This is a genomic window from Bacteroides sp. f07, assembly GCF_042854785.1.
In the GTDB taxonomy this organism is placed as follows: Bacteria; Bacteroidota; Bacteroidia; order Bacteroidales; family Bacteroidaceae; genus Bacteroides.
Genome location: NZ_BAABXI010000003.1, coordinates 191,196 through 208,705, shown reverse-complemented (window position 1 = coordinate 208,705; position 17,510 = coordinate 191,196). Strand labels below are relative to the sequence as shown.

General features: G+C 44.8%; 14 protein-coding genes and 1 riboswitch. Of the genes, 8 read left to right on the top strand and 6 right to left on the bottom strand.

Features of this window, described 5'->3' with window-relative positions; translation table 11 throughout:
- Positions 1-97 precede the first annotated feature (97 nt).
- A complete protein-coding gene (locus ACGHVY_RS20700) occupies positions 98-1,135 on the bottom strand; it encodes an asparaginase (RefSeq protein WP_308743954.1) in 1,038 nt (345 codons plus the stop codon).
- A 396-nt stretch (positions 1,136-1,531) separates the two neighbouring features.
- Here ACGHVY_RS20700 and thrA point away from each other — a divergent pair, with 396 nt between their 5' ends.
- The 3 genes from thrA to thrC are packed head-to-tail and all read left to right on the top strand — an operon-like array spanning position 1,532 to position 6,498.
- Complete coding sequence (thrA, locus tag ACGHVY_RS20695) at positions 1,532-3,967, top strand: bifunctional aspartate kinase/homoserine dehydrogenase I (protein WP_390601262.1); 2,436 nt, start codon at positions 1,532-1,534, stop codon at positions 3,965-3,967.
- A 6-nt stretch (positions 3,968-3,973) separates the two neighbouring features.
- Positions 3,974-5,185 (top strand): cofactor-independent phosphoglycerate mutase, encoded by a 1,212-nt coding sequence (locus ACGHVY_RS20690; RefSeq protein WP_390601261.1) that lies wholly within the window; start codon positions 3,974-3,976, stop codon positions 5,183-5,185.
- Positions 5,186-5,196: 11 nt separating this feature from the next.
- Entirely contained in the window at positions 5,197-6,498 is a 1,302-nt protein-coding gene (thrC, locus tag ACGHVY_RS20685; RefSeq protein ID WP_390601258.1) for a threonine synthase, read from the top strand.
- Between the two features lie 151 nt (positions 6,499-6,649).
- Here the strand turns inward: thrC and ACGHVY_RS20680 are convergent, their stop codons facing one another.
- From ACGHVY_RS20680 to ACGHVY_RS20670, 3 genes are read right to left on the bottom strand one after another with little or no spacing between them, the layout of a single operon-like run.
- Entirely contained in the window at positions 6,650-7,276 is a 627-nt protein-coding gene (locus ACGHVY_RS20680) for a thiamine diphosphokinase (RefSeq protein ID WP_308743958.1), read from the bottom strand.
- Positions 7,273-7,884 (bottom strand): nicotinamide riboside transporter PnuC, encoded by a 612-nt coding sequence (gene pnuC, locus ACGHVY_RS20675; protein WP_390602059.1) that lies wholly within the window; start codon positions 7,882-7,884, stop codon positions 7,273-7,275. Before pnuC ends, ACGHVY_RS20680 begins: the two co-directional genes overlap by 4 nt.
- Before the next feature lie 13 nt (positions 7,885-7,897).
- Complete coding sequence (locus ACGHVY_RS20670) at positions 7,898-10,183, bottom strand: TonB-dependent receptor (protein WP_390601256.1); 2,286 nt, start codon at positions 10,181-10,183, stop codon at positions 7,898-7,900.
- A riboswitch (TPP riboswitch) is annotated at positions 10,184-10,280 on the bottom strand.
- A 128-nt stretch (positions 10,281-10,408) separates the two neighbouring features.
- Between ACGHVY_RS20670 and ACGHVY_RS20665 the strand changes: the two genes are divergently transcribed.
- The gene (locus ACGHVY_RS20665) at positions 10,409-11,320 is read left to right on the top strand and encodes a mechanosensitive ion channel family protein (RefSeq protein WP_390601253.1); all 912 of its coding nucleotides are present in this window, start codon (positions 10,409-10,411) and stop codon (positions 11,318-11,320) included.
- A 98-nt stretch (positions 11,321-11,418) separates the two neighbouring features.
- Here the strand turns inward: ACGHVY_RS20665 and ACGHVY_RS20660 are convergent, their stop codons facing one another.
- Together ACGHVY_RS20660 and ACGHVY_RS20655 are read right to left on the bottom strand one after the other, a co-directional pair.
- Positions 11,419-11,658 (bottom strand): hypothetical protein, encoded by a 240-nt coding sequence (locus ACGHVY_RS20660; protein WP_390601252.1) that lies wholly within the window; start codon positions 11,656-11,658, stop codon positions 11,419-11,421.
- 75 nt (positions 11,659-11,733) lie between these two features.
- Positions 11,734-13,020 (bottom strand): O-acetylhomoserine aminocarboxypropyltransferase/cysteine synthase family protein, encoded by a 1,287-nt coding sequence (locus ACGHVY_RS20655; RefSeq protein ID WP_390601250.1) that lies wholly within the window; start codon positions 13,018-13,020, stop codon positions 11,734-11,736.
- Positions 13,021-13,197: 177 nt separating this feature from the next.
- On the opposite strand from ACGHVY_RS20655, the gene ACGHVY_RS20650 reads away from it, so the two are divergent.
- The 4 genes from ACGHVY_RS20650 (at position 13,198) to ACGHVY_RS20635 (ending at position 17,491) form a co-directional block, all read left to right on the top strand.
- Positions 13,198-13,668 (top strand): Lrp/AsnC family transcriptional regulator, encoded by a 471-nt coding sequence (locus tag ACGHVY_RS20650; RefSeq protein ID WP_308743963.1) that lies wholly within the window; start codon positions 13,198-13,200, stop codon positions 13,666-13,668.
- 108 nt (positions 13,669-13,776) lie between these two features.
- A complete protein-coding gene (locus ACGHVY_RS20645) occupies positions 13,777-14,598 on the top strand; it encodes an IclR family transcriptional regulator (RefSeq protein ID WP_390601249.1) in 822 nt (273 codons plus the stop codon).
- A gap of 29 nt (positions 14,599-14,627) precedes the next feature.
- Positions 14,628-16,385, top strand: a complete 1,758-nt coding sequence (locus ACGHVY_RS20640) for a YVTN family beta-propeller repeat-containing protein (protein WP_390601246.1) — start codon at positions 14,628-14,630, stop codon at positions 16,383-16,385.
- A gap of 11 nt (positions 16,386-16,396) precedes the next feature.
- Positions 16,397-17,491: an endoribonuclease L-PSP gene (locus ACGHVY_RS20635; RefSeq protein ID WP_390601244.1), complete on the top strand. Its 1,095-nt coding sequence runs from the start codon at positions 16,397-16,399 to the stop codon at positions 17,489-17,491.
- Positions 17,492-17,510 lie beyond the last annotated feature (19 nt).

Below are 17,510 nucleotides of genomic sequence, written 5' to 3'. Positions count from 1 at the left end.
TCTGTTTTCTATGGAATACAAAAATAGGCATAATTTGTTCAACGCGCAAAACAAATTCATAGAAAATCTGTTCAATACATAAAACAAATAGGGGGATTTACAGAGTAATCTCGCCCGCCATCGACCGGTTCATCCGGTCGCGCACCTCATCCGGCGTATATCCGTGTCCCAACAAGAACATTAATTTGGTGACAGCCGACTCAGTTGTACTGTCATAACCGGAGACAACGCCTGCCTGCAATAACTGGTATCCCGTTTCGTAACGCTCCATCTCTACCATTCCTGCGTTGCATTGCGTCACATTGACAATTACAATGCCGCGTGCACTGGCCTGGCAAAGCCGTCGGATAAACCATTCTTTCCGGGGAGCGTTGCCCGAACCATAGGTTTCGAGTATAACGGCTTTCAGTCCTTCTATATCTAAAGTGGCGGCTACCACATTCTCTTGAATTCCGGGGAATAGCTTCAATACCACCACGTTCGTGTCCAATAAATAATGCGGCTTCAGTTCCCGTTCTTCCCCGTTCACATGAATCTGTACATTATTATATTTAATATGAATCCCCGCTTCCGCCAGCACCGGATAATTGAAGGACCGGAATGCGTTGAAGTTCTCGGCATTCATCTTTGTCGTGCGGTTTCCCCGCATCAGATGATTCTCAAAGAAGATGCAGACTTCCGGTACAAGTGCTTTTCCCTCTTTATTCTGGGCGGTGGCAATCTCTATGCTCGTCATCAGATTTTCTTTTCCGTCTGTGCGAAGTACCCCGATAGGAAGTTGGGAACCTGTCAGGATAACAGGCTTGTCCAATCCTTCCAGCATAAAACTGAGTGCGGAAGCAGTGTATGCCATCGTGTCCGTGCCATGCAGGATGACAAAGCCCTGATAGCGGTCGTAGTTCTCATGGATAATATGAACCAGCTTCCGCCACATATCCGGTTCCATGTCCGAAGAGTCCATAGGCGGGTCGAACTGATACGTATCAATCGGGAAATTGAATTTCTGCAGTTCGGGGACATGCTTTTGGAGTTGTTCGAAATTGAAATTCTCCAATGCGCCTGTCACGGTGTTCTCAATCATTCCAATTGTTCCACCGGTGTATATTAACAATACGGAAGTTTTTTGCGGGTTCATAAGCTGATTTCTGCGTTTGTTTTCGCAAATATAATAATATAAATGATATATTAATAGCAAAATGTCATAAAAGTGAAGAGGAATTACAAGGCGAAAAGAACGCGCAATATTCTTTTTATCAGAAAAAAACGGGAAAAAGTGATAGATTGAACGTTTTTATTATTACTTTTGCGACACTTATCAAAAACAAGAGTAGAAACAGGACTATGATGAAGTACTATCCACATACAGTCACATCGATGTGTACCATGACCCTTAGGGGTTGATGGATAGTTTTGTGTATCTACGTGATTCACGCCTGTATAGGCAGGCAAAATTCAAATTCAATTTTATTCGTAAACAACCAATCGTTCTGTAAAACCATACACAGGACATTGCATTTAAATAAGTATCTTCATGAAAGTAATGAAATTCGGCGGAACGTCCGTAGGTTCCGTGAACAGCATTTTAAGCGTAAAGAGAATCGTAGAGTCGGCTAAAGAGCCGGTAATTGTAGTTGTTTCCGCATTGGGGGGCATCACTGACAAATTGATAAACACATCGAAGATGGCGGCAGCGGGAGATTCGGCCTATGAAGGCGAGTTCCGCGAAATCGTTTACCGCCATGTGGAAATGATTAAAGAAGTGATTCCCGCCGGAGAAAAGCAAACGTCGTTGCAACGTCAGATTGGCGAACTGCTGAACGAGCTGAAAGACATTTTCCAAGGAATCTACCTGATTAAAGACCTTTCCCCGAAGACATCGGATACAATCGTCAGCTATGGAGAACGCCTTTCTTCCATTATCGTTGCCGAACTGATTGAGGGGGCGGAATGGTTCGATTCGCGCACTTTTATCAAGACAGAAAAGAAACATAATAAACATACGCTGGATGCGGAACTGACGAATAAGTTGGTGAAGGAGGCTTTCGGTTCACTTCCGAAAGTGGCGTTGGTGCCCGGATTCATCTCCTCCGACAAGACATCGGGAGATGTGACGAACCTCGGTCGTGGCGGTTCCGACTATACGGCTGCCATTATTGCTGCAGCACTCGACGCTAATAGCCTGGAGATATGGACGGATGTAGACGGCTTTATGACTGCCGACCCGCGTGTCATCTCGACGGCTTACACGATTGCCGAACTGACTTACGTGGAAGCGACCGAACTTTGCAACTTCGGTGCGAAAGTGGTTTATCCGCCGACCATCTATCCGGTATGCCACAAGAATATACCTATTATAATAAAGAACACATTCAATCCCGACGGAGTGGGAACCATCATCAAACAGGAAGTTTCCAATCCGCATTGCAAAGCCATTAAAGGTATTTCTTCCATCAATGATACGAGCCTGATTACCGTTCAGGGACTCGGTATGGTAGGTGTAATCGGTGTCAACTACCGTATCTTTAAAGCATTGGCAAAGAACGGAATCAGTGTGTTCCTCGTATCTCAGGCTTCATCGGAAAACAGTACTTCCATCGGTGTGCGCAATGCCGATGCCGACCTGGCTTGCGAAGTGCTGAACGAAGAATTTGCCAAAGAAATCGAAATGGGCGAAATCTCTCCGATTCTTGCGGAAAGAAACCTGGCTACGGTTGCTATCGTAGGTGAGAACATGAAACATACACCGGGTATCGCAGGTAAGCTCTTCGGTACGCTGGGACGTAACGGTATCAATGTAATCGCTTGTGCACAGGGAGCTTCGGAAACGAATATCTCTTTTGTAGTCGATTTCAAATCCTTGCGCAAATCGCTGAACGTCATTCATGACTCTTTCTTCCTGTCCGAATATCAGGTATTGAACCTTTTTATCTGTGGTATCGGTACGGTAGGCGGCAGCCTGGTGGAACAGATTCGTTGCCAGCAACAAAAGCTGATGATGGAGAACGGACTGAAACTTCATGTGGTAGGTATCATTGATGCAGCCAAAGCGATGTTCAGCCGTGAAGGGTTCGACCTGGCCAATTTCCGCGAAGAACTGAAAGAGAAAGGAAAAGACAGCAATTTGCAGACTATCCGTGACGAGATAGTCAGCATGAACATCTTCAACTCCGTATTTGTAGACTGTACGGCAAGTCCCGACATTGCATCGCTTTACAAGGATTTGCTGGAACACAATATCTCCGTGGTAGCCGCCAACAAGATTGCCGCTTCTTCGGCTTACGAGAACTACCGCGACCTGAAAACGATTGCCCGCCAACGTGGCGTGAAGTATCTGTTCGAAACAAACGTAGGTGCGGGACTTCCGATTATCAATACAATTAACGACTTGATTCATAGTGGCGACAAGATTCTGAAGATTGAAGCCGTACTTTCGGGTACATTGAACTACATCTTTAATAAGATCAGTGCCGATATCCCTTTCAGCCGTACCATCAAGATGGCGCAGGAAGAACGTTATTCCGAACCCGACCCACGTATCGACCTCAGCGGTAAAGATGTCATCCGCAAACTGGTGATTCTCGCACGCGAAGCCGGATACCGCATCGAGCAGGAAGATGTAGAGAAGAATCTCTTTGTTCCGAACGATTTCTTCGAGGGTTCTTTGGATGATTTCTGGAAACGTGTACCGAGCCTGGATGCTGACTTTGAAGCCCGCCGCCAAGTACTCGAAAAAGAGAATAAACACTGGCGTTTCGTTGCCAAACTGGAGAATGGAAAAGCCTCTGTCGGCTTGCAGGAAGTAGGAGCCAACCATCCGTTCTACGGCTTGGAAGGCAGCAATAATATCATCCTGCTGACTACAGAACGTTATAAAGAATATCCGATGATGATTCAGGGATACGGTGCCGGTGCGGGCGTGACTGCTGCCGGAGTATTTGCCGATATTATGAGCATCGCAAACGTTTAATGCCTTATGAAACATATTATCATATTGGGAGACGGTATGGCCGACTGGCCGGTGAAGTCATTAGGGGACAAGACGCTCCTGCAATATGCAAAGACGCCTTACATGGATAAATTGGCCCGTATGGGACGTGTCGGACGGTTGAATACCGTAGCCGAAGGGTTTCATCCGGGCAGTGAGGTGGCCAATATGTCCGTATTGGGATATGATCTTCCGAAAGTGTACGAGGGTCGCGGACCGCTGGAAGCGGCGAGTATCGGGGTAGACCTGCAACCGGGAGAGATGGCGATGCGTTGCAACCTGATTTGTGTGGAAGGGGAGATTCTGAAGAATCACTCTTCGGGACATATCTCTACGGAAGAGGCGGATGTATTAATCCAATACCTGCAAGAGAAACTGAGCAATGACTGCGTACGTTTCCATACGGGAGTTCAATATCGCCATTTGTTGGTTATCAAAGGGGGGAACAAGGAACTGGACTGCACCCCGCCGCACGATGTGCCTTTGAAACCTTTCCGCCCGCTGATGGTGAAACCATTAGTGCCGGAAGCGCAGGAGACGGCAGATTTGATTAATGACTTGATTCTGAAATCACAGGAATTGTTGAAAGACCATCCGTTGAATCTGAAACGTATAGCAGAAGGCAAAGACCCTGCAAACAGTATTTGGCCTTGGAGTCCCGGTTATCGTCCGCAAATGCCTGCCTTCTCCGAAACATTCCCGCAAGTGAAGAGAGGAGCGGTTATCTCGGCAGTCGATTTGATAAATGGAATCGGTTACTATGCAGGCTTACGCCGTATCGTAGTAGAGGGAGCCACCGGACTTTACAATACAAATTATGAGAACAAAGTAGCTGCCGCCTTGGAAGCCCTGAAAACGGATGACTTTGTCTATCTGCATATCGAAGCCAGCGATGAGGCGGGACACGAAGGAGACGTCGACCTGAAACTCCTGACTATCGAGAATCTCGATAAACGTGCCGTAGGCCCTATCTACGAAGCAGTGAAAGACTGGGACGAGCCGGTAGCGATAGCCGTATTGCCCGACCATCCTACGCCCTGCGAACTTCGTACGCATACTGCCGACCCTATTCCGTTCCTTATCTGGTATCCGGGCATTGAACCGGACGAGGTGCAGACGTATGACGAAGTAGCGGCTTGTAGCGGTAGCTACGGTCTGCTGAAAGAAGACGAGTTTATAAAAGAGTTCATGAAGAAATAACGCATCCGATTATGATTTATTATAGTACAAATAAGCAAGCACCTAATGCTTCACTGCAAGAAGCAGTGGTGAAAGGTCTTGCTGCCGACAAAGGGCTGTTTATGCCTATGTCCATCAAACCGCTTCCACAAGATTTTTACGATTCGATTGAAAGTTTATCCTTCCAAGAGATTGCTTATCGTGTAGCCGATGCTTTCTTCGGTGAGGATGTTCCTGCCGATACGTTGAAACAGATTGTGTATGACACTTTAAGTTTCGATGTACCTTTGGTGAAAGTATCAGAGAATATCTATTCACTCGAACTTTTCCATGGCCCTACATTGGCTTTCAAAGACGTAGGCGGTCGTTTTATGGCACGCCTGCTCGGTTACTTCATAAGAAAAGAAGGGCAGAAAAACGTCAATGTGCTGGTAGCTACTTCCGGTGATACGGGAAGTGCGGTGGCTAATGGCTTCTTGGGAGTAGAAGGTATCCATGTATATGTATTGTATCCGAAAGGAAAAGTCAGTGAAATACAGGAAAAACAATTCACCACATTAGGACAGAATATTACCGCCCTCGAAGTGGACGGAACATTCGATGATTGCCAGGCATTGGTGAAATCGGCTTTCATGGACAAGGAATTGAACGAACATCTTTCCCTGACTTCCGCCAATTCTATCAACGTCGCCCGTTTCCTGCCGCAAGCATTTTATTATTTCTATGCTTACGCCCAGTTGAAGCGTGCCGGAAAAGCTGACAATGCAGTAATCTGCGTTCCTAGCGGAAACTTCGGAAACATCACTGCCGGTCTGTTCGGCAAAAAAATGGGACTACCCGTGAAGCGTTTCATTGCGGCTAACAACCGTAACGATATATTCTACCAATATCTGCAAACAGGCGAATACAACCCGCGTCCATCTATCGCAACCATCGCTAATGCCATGGACGTAGGCGACCCGAGCAACTTTGCCCGTGTACTCGATTTGTATAAAGGTTCTCATGCCGCTATCTCCGCCGAGATTTCGGGAACTACCTATACCGACGAACAAATCCGGGAAACCGTGAAAGAGACCTGGAAAGAACATCATTATCTGCTCGACCCTCACGGTGCATGTGGCTATCGTGCATTGGCAGAAGGTTTACAACCGGGCGAAACAGGTGTATTCCTCGAAACAGCCCATCCTGCCAAGTTCCTCGAAACAGTAGAAAGTATCATTGGTGAAACGGTGGAAATACCTGCCAAATTGCAGGAATTTATGAAAGGTGAGAAGAAGAGCCTTCAGATGACAAAAGACTTTGCAGACTTCAAGAGGTATCTGCTTTCGCTATAGCCCATCTTAACAGACTGTTGCACAGAGTAATGTGAAGTGTTGTCAGTCTATTGCAATGAAAGAATGATTCTCACCGCAATGAGAAAAAAATCTCATCGCAGTGAGAATTTTTTCTCATAGTGATGAGAATAGCTTGAGAATAAATATCGGTTTATATAGAAGTTAGAAATACTAAATACTCTCCCGTGCACTGAATGGTAAAACGATCGTTTGTAGCCTCATTAAGAGTTCCTTGCCACCAATTCGTAAAGTCGCTAAGTGGATAAACCAATCCTTCTCCTTTCAATCCTTTAGCTCCGAAATTGATAATGGATACTTGCTGCCCCGCGTGAGAAACGAAAGTCTGTGTGCCACTTGCCGGAATAAATACTCCGTAATCTGTAATAGTCCGTACTTCCATGCCGCTTTTCATATATTCCAGCAGCAAACTGATATTTCCTAATGTATGGTCTTCCCGTTTTCCGGTAGCACCGATGATGGCAATTTTCCGGTAGCCTTTTTCTCGCAGGAAGTGAACAGCCTTGGTTTGATCGTTCGTTTCCTGGTCGGCTATTTGGTGAATAATGTTTGAAAAGCGTGTTTTGTTTTCAGGTGAAAGGGAGTCTCCGTCACCGATAATTACGTCCGGAGTATATCCACGGGAAATATATTCATTGGCTGCGCCATCACAACAAGCTACGAATTTGGCTTCTTCCAACATTCGCAAAGGAAGGGGGTGAGTAGGATATTCACCGTTAGCCAATATCACGGCTTCGGGCGTATAGTGTTCGTTTATCATTGTATGCTCATTAATTTTTTCCATTTAAAGTAGCCAAAGATAGCTATAATGGAGTAAAGTCCGTATAAAGCAGAGGTAAAATAAAGGTCTTTATAAATATAAAGTCCGCAACAAACAATGTCTACAAGTATCCAGGCGAACCATTGCTCGATATATTTACGTGCCAGCATCCACATGCCGACAATGCTCAATGCTGTGGTGAAGCTATCCAGCCAGGGCACATTGCTGTCCGTATATTCAATCAATATCCAGGCAATGCCGATAAAGGCTACGATGAATACCAGCAGAAGCGGAAGATAGTATTTCCACGGCGTATGCACGATAGGGAGCGCTTTCGATTTATCATTGCCTGTTTTATCATTGGCAGATTGATTCCGCTTTCCTTTCCGTTGTCCCCACATCCAAAAGAACCAGCCGTAGACGGCGGTAATCAGATAATAGATATTGATGCCGAAATCGGCATACAATCCTGCTTTATAATATACAAAAATATAGATAGCAGGCATGATAATCCCCGCTATCCAAAGATAGATACTTGCCCGATATTCCAACCAAAGGTAGACTAATCCGACAATCGTACCGAATATTTCAAGGAAATTCATTTCCATCATTCAAAGCTGCTTAGAAACGGAAAGTAATATGTGCCAGTATATTTGTGCCTGCCATCGGATAGAAGCGCGGGTCGTGTTTTATCACATACGCCTTTGTCTTATCTCCGTTTTCGTAAAGGGCAACGCTCTGCGAGTATCCGTTCGTTTCATATTTCGTATCGAACAGGTTGTAAACGGTAGCTCCTATGGTAATTCCTTTTGTGTGACGGGTCTTAAAAGAATACGACGCACTGAGATGGTTGACAAAATAGGCATCGAGCGAGTTTTCCTTTGTGCCGAAGTTGTCGAGATACTGGCGGCTGACATATTGAGACTGGAGAGAAATTTCCAGTCCGTTGCTGCCGAGAGTAATCAGGCTGTTTCCAATAAAAGAAGGAGAGAAAGCGATAGGAGAGTTTCCCCCTTTAATTGCTGTCTGCGTCCATAAGTCATCAACGATTTCTCCATTCACCAGACTTTCATCATATACGTAACCCGTATAATCCTTAATGCGGTTTTTGCTCCATGTTCCATTGATGTCCCAACGTAACCAGTCGTTGAATTTAGCGCCCAACGCCAACTCGATTCCCATTCGGTAACTGTCTTTCACGTTTTCCGCCATGGCTTCGCCTATATCATTGGTTTTCCCGTTCAATACTAATTGGTCAGTGTAATCCATATAATACAAGTTGACACCTGCCGTAAACCATTCGTTGCGATAAGTGTATCCTAACTCATAATCCAGCAACTTTTCCGCTGTGGGATATTTGTCGAACATTCCGTCCGTATAGTTATTACGGGTAGGCTCTTTCTGTGCCACAGAAAAAGATGCATAGGCACTGTGGTTAGGATTGATTTGCCAAAAAAGTCCTGCTTTGGGATTAAAGAAACTGAAATTCTCTCTGATATCTAACCGTTGCAGGCGTTCAGGAGTTGCGGTATAGTCCCATTTATCATTATCTCCATCAATCGTATAATGGATATAACGATATTGCAGGTCAGCATATGCACTTAATCCACCGGTTAGCTGATAATTGGCTTTCAGATAAATGTTACCGTCCGTCTTTCCACCATTATTACGATAATATTCATGTTCAGGGTCGAGTTGTTCAGTGTAGTTTTTCACCCATATCACTTTTCCATAGTGGTCGTTACTGTATCGGTTCAGACCACCACCGAAAGAAGCGTTTAGTTTATCGTTCTGATAATTCAATGAGAAGATACCACCGCCGAAGTCGCTATCCACTAACTTTTGGCGGACAAGATTCGTTTTCTTCTGCGGCTCACTATTGCCTGGGAGATAGAAAGGCTTCAATCCGTATTCTTCCAGACTGCGTCCGTTTTTGTATTCCTGATAATAGCCGAAACCATTGGTATAATGGAAAGCAATATTCAGGTTCCATGCCGGAGAGAAAATGTGATTAAGCAAAAGTTGATAGTGCGTTTGGCGGTAATTATCCATTTGGTCGTCATAGAAACCGATGGGATTTCCTTTTCCTATATTGTCATCGAGGATGATTCCGTTCGGGTTGTATGTCCGGTCGTTCTCCAACTGCTCTTTGCTGATACCGTCCCAGGCATGATAAGTCTTTTCCTTTCCACCGAAAGTAATAAACTTAATCGTTGTATTTTCACCGAAATAACCGCCTTGTACGAAATACGATTTCAAGTCCGATGAGGCACGGTCACGGTAGCCGTCACTCTGAATATTCGAGAGACGTGCGTCGAATGCCCAGTATTTATTAATCAGCCCGGTTCCTACTTTTACCGTTTCCTTATGTGTATTGAACGAGCCGTAAGAGCCGGAAACTTCCGCGTAAGGATTGGAAGAAATGCTCTGTGTACGCATATTGATGCTGGCACCGAATGCTCCCGAACCGTTGGTAGACGTTCCGGCACCCCGTTGAATCTGCATATCTTCCAGGGAAGAAGCGAAGTCGGGAGTATTTACCCAGAAGATGGCGTGGCTTTCGGAATCGTTCATCGGGATACCGTTGGCGGTGACATTGATGCGGGTAGCATCTGTTCCGCGTACGCGGATGGTGGTATATCCTACGCCTGCTCCCGCGTCCGAAGTGGTCAATACGGAAGGAGTGGTAGACAAAAGGAAAGGAATATCCTGTCCGAAGTTCTGTTTACTGATTTGCTCTCTTTTTACGTTGGTAAATGCCACCGGAGTTTTTGCCGTGGCACGGGTAGATACTACCTGCACTTCTTGCAGGTTTACAACTTTCATACTATCCTTTGCACTCGTCTGTGCATGAACAGTGATGCCTGCGCCCAATAAGGCGATGGCCATCAATCCAATTTTTTTCATCTTGCTTATTAATTAGTTCTCTACGCCGGCATTACCCGGTTCAGATTCTATGGGTATATTCTCAGCCCGTCATGTTAAGGCACCCCTACCAGTGAATCGGTGACAAAATTACGGTTTTTGCGGGAGTAAAGCAAAAAAAACTTTTAGATTTACTAAAAACAATATAACTTTGTAATTTGTTGAAATTGCAAGACAATAGATTATTCATTTTAATAACATCTCTTTATGCTACTCTTATTTCAAGCAACAGCGACGCAGGTTGCGGATTCTACGCAAGTGGTCGCAGATAAATTAGTGGAACAAGCGATAGCCAATGCGGACGGATTGGATAAGCTCTCGCTTATAACCCAGCAACTGATAGATTTCGGTATTCGTGCCGGCGAACGTATTCTGATTGCGGTGCTTGTTTTCATTGTGGGACGCTTCCTAATTTCGATGCTCAACAAGTTTATCAGGCGTCTGATGGACAGACGGAAAGTGGATATCAGTATCAAGACTTTCGTCAAGAGTCTGGTAAACATTCTGTTGACTATCTTATTGATAATCTCGGTAGTGGGAGCTTTGGGAGTGGAGACAACTTCGTTTGCTGCTTTGCTGGCTTCTGCCGGTGTGGCTGTAGGTATGGCATTGTCCGGCAATCTGCAGAACTTTGCAGGCGGGCTGATTGTGCTACTGTTCAAACCTTATAAGGTAGGCGACTGGATTGAGAGTCAGGGAGTTTCCGGAACGGTGAAAGAAATCCAGATATTCCACACGATTCTGACTACAGGAGACAATAAGACAATCTATATACCGAATGGTGCTATGAGTAGCGGAGTGGTGACAAACTACAATACGCAGGTAACCCGCCGTATAGAATGGATTGTCGGCATTGACTACGGCGAAGATTATAATAAGGTACAGCAAATTGTCCGTGACATATTGGTTGCCGATTCGCGTATTCTGAACGAGCCTGCTCCGTTTATAGCTCTTCATGCGCTGGATGCCAGCAGCGTGAATGTAGTGATTCGCGTGTGGGTGAACAGTGGAGATTATTGGGGAGTATATTTCGATATTAATAAGGCAATTTATGAAACCTTTAATGAGAAAGGCATCAATTTCCCATTCCCGCAACTTACGGTACATCAGGGTAACTGATGATTGCATATAACAAAAAGGAGGGAGCTTCACTGAAAGTGGGGCTCTCTCCTTTTTGTTATAAAAAACTTGTCTGGTGTGATTAAATAAAATTTCTTTTATCTGATGCCGAAGGCTTCGGCCAGTTCATATCTATCTTCTTTGATTCCCAATACGTGGTTGATCTTCCTTCTTTTCTCAAGGTTTTTAAAGTAGTCTCCCACAACTTGATAGAGGTCAAAGTTGGTAGTGGAACCGGCGGCTAAATCGAGTGACTCCACCATCTTCTCCACGGCCTGATGGATTTTCTCTGCGTCTATCAGATGCAGTTCGTTGCTGTGTATTAAATATTTTTCCATGGCTGCAATGTTTTAATGTTATATCGTTATAACGTTTCACAGTGACGGAAAGTTCAATGCACAAATTACTGCATTTTAGATTCTGGCAAGAGCCTGTTCCAGATCGGCAATCAAATCATCAATATGTTCCGTTCCGATAGACAAGCGGACAGTGCCCGGATAAATTTCCTGTTCGACAAGTTCCTGTGTATTTAGTTGTGAGTGAGTGGTGCTTGCAGGATGAATCACGAGCGACTTCACATCGGCAACATTGGCAAGCAGTGAGAATATCTCCAGACTGTCAATGAAACGGTGCGCCTCTTCCTGTCCGCCCTTTACTTCGAAAGTAAAGATAGAACTTGCACCGTTCGGGAAGTAACGCTGATATAATGCATGGTCGGGATGATTGGGCAATGACGGGTGATTCACTTTCTTTACTTTCGGATGATTGTTTAAGAAATTCACGACTTTCAGCGCGTTTTCCACATGACGTTCTACACGCAATGAGAGGGTTTCCAGCCCTTGCAACAGGATAAAAGCGTTGAACGGGCTGATAGTTGCTCCCGTGTCACGCAGCAGAATGGCACGTATGCGGACAGCGTAAGCGGCCGGGCCGGCAGCATCTACAAAGCGTACTCCGTGATAGCAAGGATCCGGTTCGGTGAGTTGTGGGAACTTGCCGGAAGCTACCCAGTCAAATTTGCCGGAATCGACGATCACTCCGCCTAGTGACGACCCGTGTCCGCCAATGAATTTTGTTGCTGAATGTACCACAATATCTGCTCCATGTTCGATGGGACGGATTAAATAAGGAGTGCCGAATGTATTGTCTATAATCAAAGGAATCTTGTGGCGGTGAGCTATTTCGGATACGGCTTCTATATCAATGATATTGGAATTCGGGTTACCTAATGTCTCAATAAATACCGCTTTGGTATTCTCCTGGATAGCTTTTTCAAAGTTGGATAAATCGCTCGGATCAACAAAAGTCGTTGTGATGCCATAGCTGGGTAGGGTATGTGCCAGTAGATTGTAACTTCCGCCATAGATAGTCTTGGCTGCTACAATATGGTCACCGGAGCGGGTAATATTCTCGAATGCATAAGTGATTGCGGCAGCACCGGAAGCAACTGCCAGACCGGCTACACCTCCTTCAAGGGCGGCTACGCGTTGTTCAAAAACTCCTTGGGTGGAGTTAGTCAGACGACCGTAGATATTCCCCGGATCTTGCAGGCCGAAACGGGCGGCTGCGTGAGCCGAATTGTGAAATACATAAGAAGTAGTCTGGTAAATAGGTACTGCACGGGCATCAGTTGCCGGGTCTGCCTGTTCCTGTCCTACATGTACCTGTAAAGTCTCGAAGTGTAAATTCCTTGTTGCCATAATCGTATGTTTTTTGAAGTTAAATAATCGTTTCTATTTTCTTGCAAAGTTATGTCGGGTGGAGTAATCGAACAAGATGTGATAAAAATATAGAAAATAATACTATTTTTGTGCTGTTGTACAGAATGAATGATTTGATTCATTCCTGAATTTTACCTTTTAGAAGAATATTATTCTATGAGTGCATTGGAGAAACTGGATAAAGTGGATTTGCAAATACTTCGTACTTTGCAAGAGAATGCCCGTCTGACTACCAAAGAGCTGGCTGCCCGGGTGAGTTTGTCATCAACCCCTGTATTCGAACGTCTCAAACGGCTCGAAAGTGGCGGTTATATAAAGAAGTATATTGCCGTACTCGATGCGGAAAAGTTGAATCAGGGATTTGTGGTATTTTGCAGCGTGAAGCTCAGACGGCTGAACAGGGATATTGCGGCTGAGTTTACACGAATCATACAGGATATTCCCGAAGTGACCGAGTGTTATAATATATCGGGCAGCTATGATTATCTGTTGAAGATTCATGCGCCCAATATGAAATATTATCAGGAGTTTATTCTGAATGTATTGGGGACGATTGATAGTCTTGGCTCATTGGAAAGTACTTTTGTTATGGCTGAGGTAAAACACCGGTATGGAATACATATTTAGTGTTCTAAATATGTTATGTAACACACTTAACTTCTTTTTACATATCTGTAATCCCAGTTAGGAACAACATCTTTATTTTTATCCAAAAGCTGGAATGATATTTCAAATATGGAAAACATGTTGCCAAATATGGAAAATATAGAGCAAAGTCCGGAAAAACCGGACGATAATTATAAAGTGCCTAATTTAGAAAAAGGTATTGCAGTGATAGAGTATCTTTCTTCACGGGCAGAAGGAGAAACGCTGCAGGGAATCAAATTGGCGCTTGATATATCGCAGACTACTGCTTATCGTATTTTGAATACATTAGTACGATTGGATTATCTTTCTTTTAGTGAAGACACCAGGCGATATAAGTTGACCCGTAAATTGCTGACTTTGGGTTTCCGTGCATTGAATGAGCATAATCTGTTGGAAACAGTCCTGCCGCATTTGCGTGATTTGAGAGACAGGGTGAAAGAGACTGCCTGCTTTGGTGTATTGGGGGATGAAAAAGGCATTTTTATTGAACAGGCACGGGGACATCATGCGTTTTGTTTTGTCCTGTCGCCAGGCAAACCTTTTGAACTGCATTGTTCCGCACCGGGAAAGGCAATTATGGCTTATCTGCCTGTTACTGTCCGGAACCGTTATCTTTCTTATATGACTTTCACTCGTTATAATTCACGTACTATTACTTCACGGGAGGCGTATCTGGAAGAACTGGAAAAAGTTTATCAGCAGGGATATGCTTTGGATAATGAAGAGGAACTGAGCGGAGTGATTTGTGTCGGTGCGCCTGTGCTGAATTATACGGGATATCCTTGTGGCTCTATTTGGATTTCGGGACCCAAAGACCGGCTGACGGAAGAACAGTTACGTACTACTATCTTGATTGTCAAAGAGATTGCCGGACAAATATCTGTCGGACTGGGGTACAGAAGAATTTAAGTAATAACGCTATAAAAACACCGAATACTATGATAAGGAACTTTTTGTTGATTTGTCTTCTTGGTTGTGGCATATCCATGGTTATGGCCGGAAATCCGCCTTTCTTTACTACAGGTACTGCCGTCAATGGAAAAGGCGAATTGTTGATGACTCAAAAAGGAACAAAGCGGCTGGATGTTTTTGCTGCTGACGGGAAAAAACTGCTGCGCTCGTATCCGTTCAAAGAAACTCCCACAGGGCTGCTGCTTGATGGAGATAAGGCGTATGTGACTACTTTCGGGAAGACCGGGCAACTGGAGGTGCTGTCGTTGAAGTCGGGACAAGTGGAAACTGTGATTCCTGTCGGTTCGGGAGCTTGTTACCCTCTATTTGCTGCGGACAAGAAGCATATATATGTGTGTAACCAGTTTGCCAATACGGTAAGCGAGATAGACCCCGTAGCATGTAAGGTGGTAAGAAATGTGAAGGTCTTGCGTGAACCAAGGTCTGCCATATTCAGTAAAGACGGACGGTATATGTTTGTAGCAAACTTCTTGCCGGCGCAACGGGCTGACCTGAATATAGTGGCTGCTTGTGTATCGGTAATTGATATGAGAAGTTTCACTAAGGTGAAAGACATCCAACTGGCGAATGGCAGTAATGCTTTGCGGGATATGTGCATTACTCCCGATGGTAAATATATTTATGTATCGCATAATTTAGGACGTTTTATGGTACCTACTTCGCAATTGCAGCAAGGGTGGATGAATACAAGTGCTTTTAGCATCATCGATGTGGAAAAGCAGGAGTTTGAAGGTGCCGTATTGGTGGACGAACCCGACCGGGGGGCCGCCGGTGTATGGGGCATTGCCTGTGATGAGAGGTATGTCTACATAACTCATAGCGGAACGCACGAGGTAAGTGTTATCGACCATCCCCGGATGCTGGATAAATTCCGGCGTTGTGAGGACAAAAGCCGTTTGGACTACGATCTGACTTTTCTTTATGGTCTTCGTAAGAGGATACCTTTACAGGGCAACGGTCCGCGTAATTTTCTTGTCTCAAATAATAAATTGATTATTCCTACATATTTTGCCGATATATTAAATATAGTGGATGTGAATACGTTGTCGGTAACTGCCGTCACTATGAATGTAGGGCGTACCGAGACAAAAGAACAAAAAGGAGAGAAATATTTCAATGACGCGGGGCATTGTTATCAAGGTTGGCAAAGTTGTAACGGATGTCACCCCGGAGATGGCCGCACGGACGGTATGAACTGGGACTTGATGAATGACGGGGTGGGTAATCCTAAAAACTGCAAGAGCTTGCTTTATAGTCATGTGACACCTCCTAACATGATTTCGGGGATTCGTGCGAAAGCCGAAGTCGCCGTACGTGCAGGATTCCGGTATATTCAGTTTTATGAACCCGAAGAAGATATGGCCGAGTGTGTGGATGCGTATATGAGATCTTTGCGTCCGGTTTCCAGCCCGTACTTGATAAACGGAGAGTTGTCGGAAAAAGCTAAAGCGGGAAGAAAAGTCTTTGAAAAACTGAAATGCGGTGAATGTCATAGCGGACCTTTGTACACCGATATGAAAATGCATCGGATTGGTGAAGATATAGAGTTTGAGAAAGGCTGGGATACACCTACGCTGGTGGAATGTTGGCGTACAGCTCCTTATTTGTTTGACGGGCGTGCTGAAACAATGCAGGAAGTATTCGAAGTTCACAAGCATGGAATTGACAGGAAGGTTTCAAAAAAAGAAATTGAAGAATTGACCGAATATGTAAATTCCCTTTAAGTAGCAGGTTTATGAACTATTGTGATAAAATACATTATTCTCATTTGACTGCCTCTGCGGCGGATTTCCCGGCTATGATAGACGATTTATTGTCCCGGATGCCCAAAAAAGGAACAGTGTTACGTTTGGTTTTATTCGGCGTGCCTGTTTCAGGAGAGGAATATGTTGCTCAACGGCGGATGCTCAGGACAAAGGTACGTGCGTTTTTCGGAGATTGTGAACCGGCGTTTAGCTATGTTTTACAACCGGTGCTGAACGCATCGCTGGTAATGGAAGTACATAGTTATCTCCCCGATGCCGATGAACGGGTCTTTTATCGTCAGTATGAGAACCTTCCTTATGTATTGGTCGAAAATGAATCGGGACGTTTCCTTTTTGCCGGCGGATTTCAAGGCGATGAGGCATATAAGGATATGGAGCAACGGTCAGTGGAAGCTTTCCGGCAGTTGAAAGGAGTCTTGGATAAAGAATCTTTTTTGTTCGGCAACATTGTTCGGCAATGGAATTATATAGAACAAATAACCGGATATGACGAAACCGGACAACATTACCAGTCGTTTAATAATGTACGTACGGCGTTTTATGCGGGAAATGACTGGTCGAAGGGATACCCTGCCGCTACAGGTATTGGCATGAGTCGGGGAGGGGTTTTGATTGACGTGGATGCAGCAATGCTTCATACTCCTGATGCTTTTGTTACTCCTATTGACAATAAGTTGCAGGTTGCCGCTCATGCCTATTCCGAACAGGTACTTGAAGAAGCCCGGCAGAAGAAGACTACCCCGAAATTTGAACGTGCCAAGAGCATGACTTTTCATGGCCGGCGTCTGGTATATATTTCCGGAACGGCCGCAATCAGGGGAGAAGAAAGTCTGAAGGGAGTAGGTTTGGAGCGTCAGTTGCAGATAACAATGGAGAATATCGCTCAATTAATAGACGACGCCCGTTTAATGATGCTGCGTGTTTACCTGAAGAATGAGTCGGACTATGACGAAGCAAAGAGAGGGATTGAGAGTTATGGACTGAATATTCCTGTTTCCTTTTTGCAGGCCGGAGTATGCAGGGAAGAGCTGTTGATTGAGATAGAGGGGATAGCGATGGAATAGATACGGAGATTATATTAAT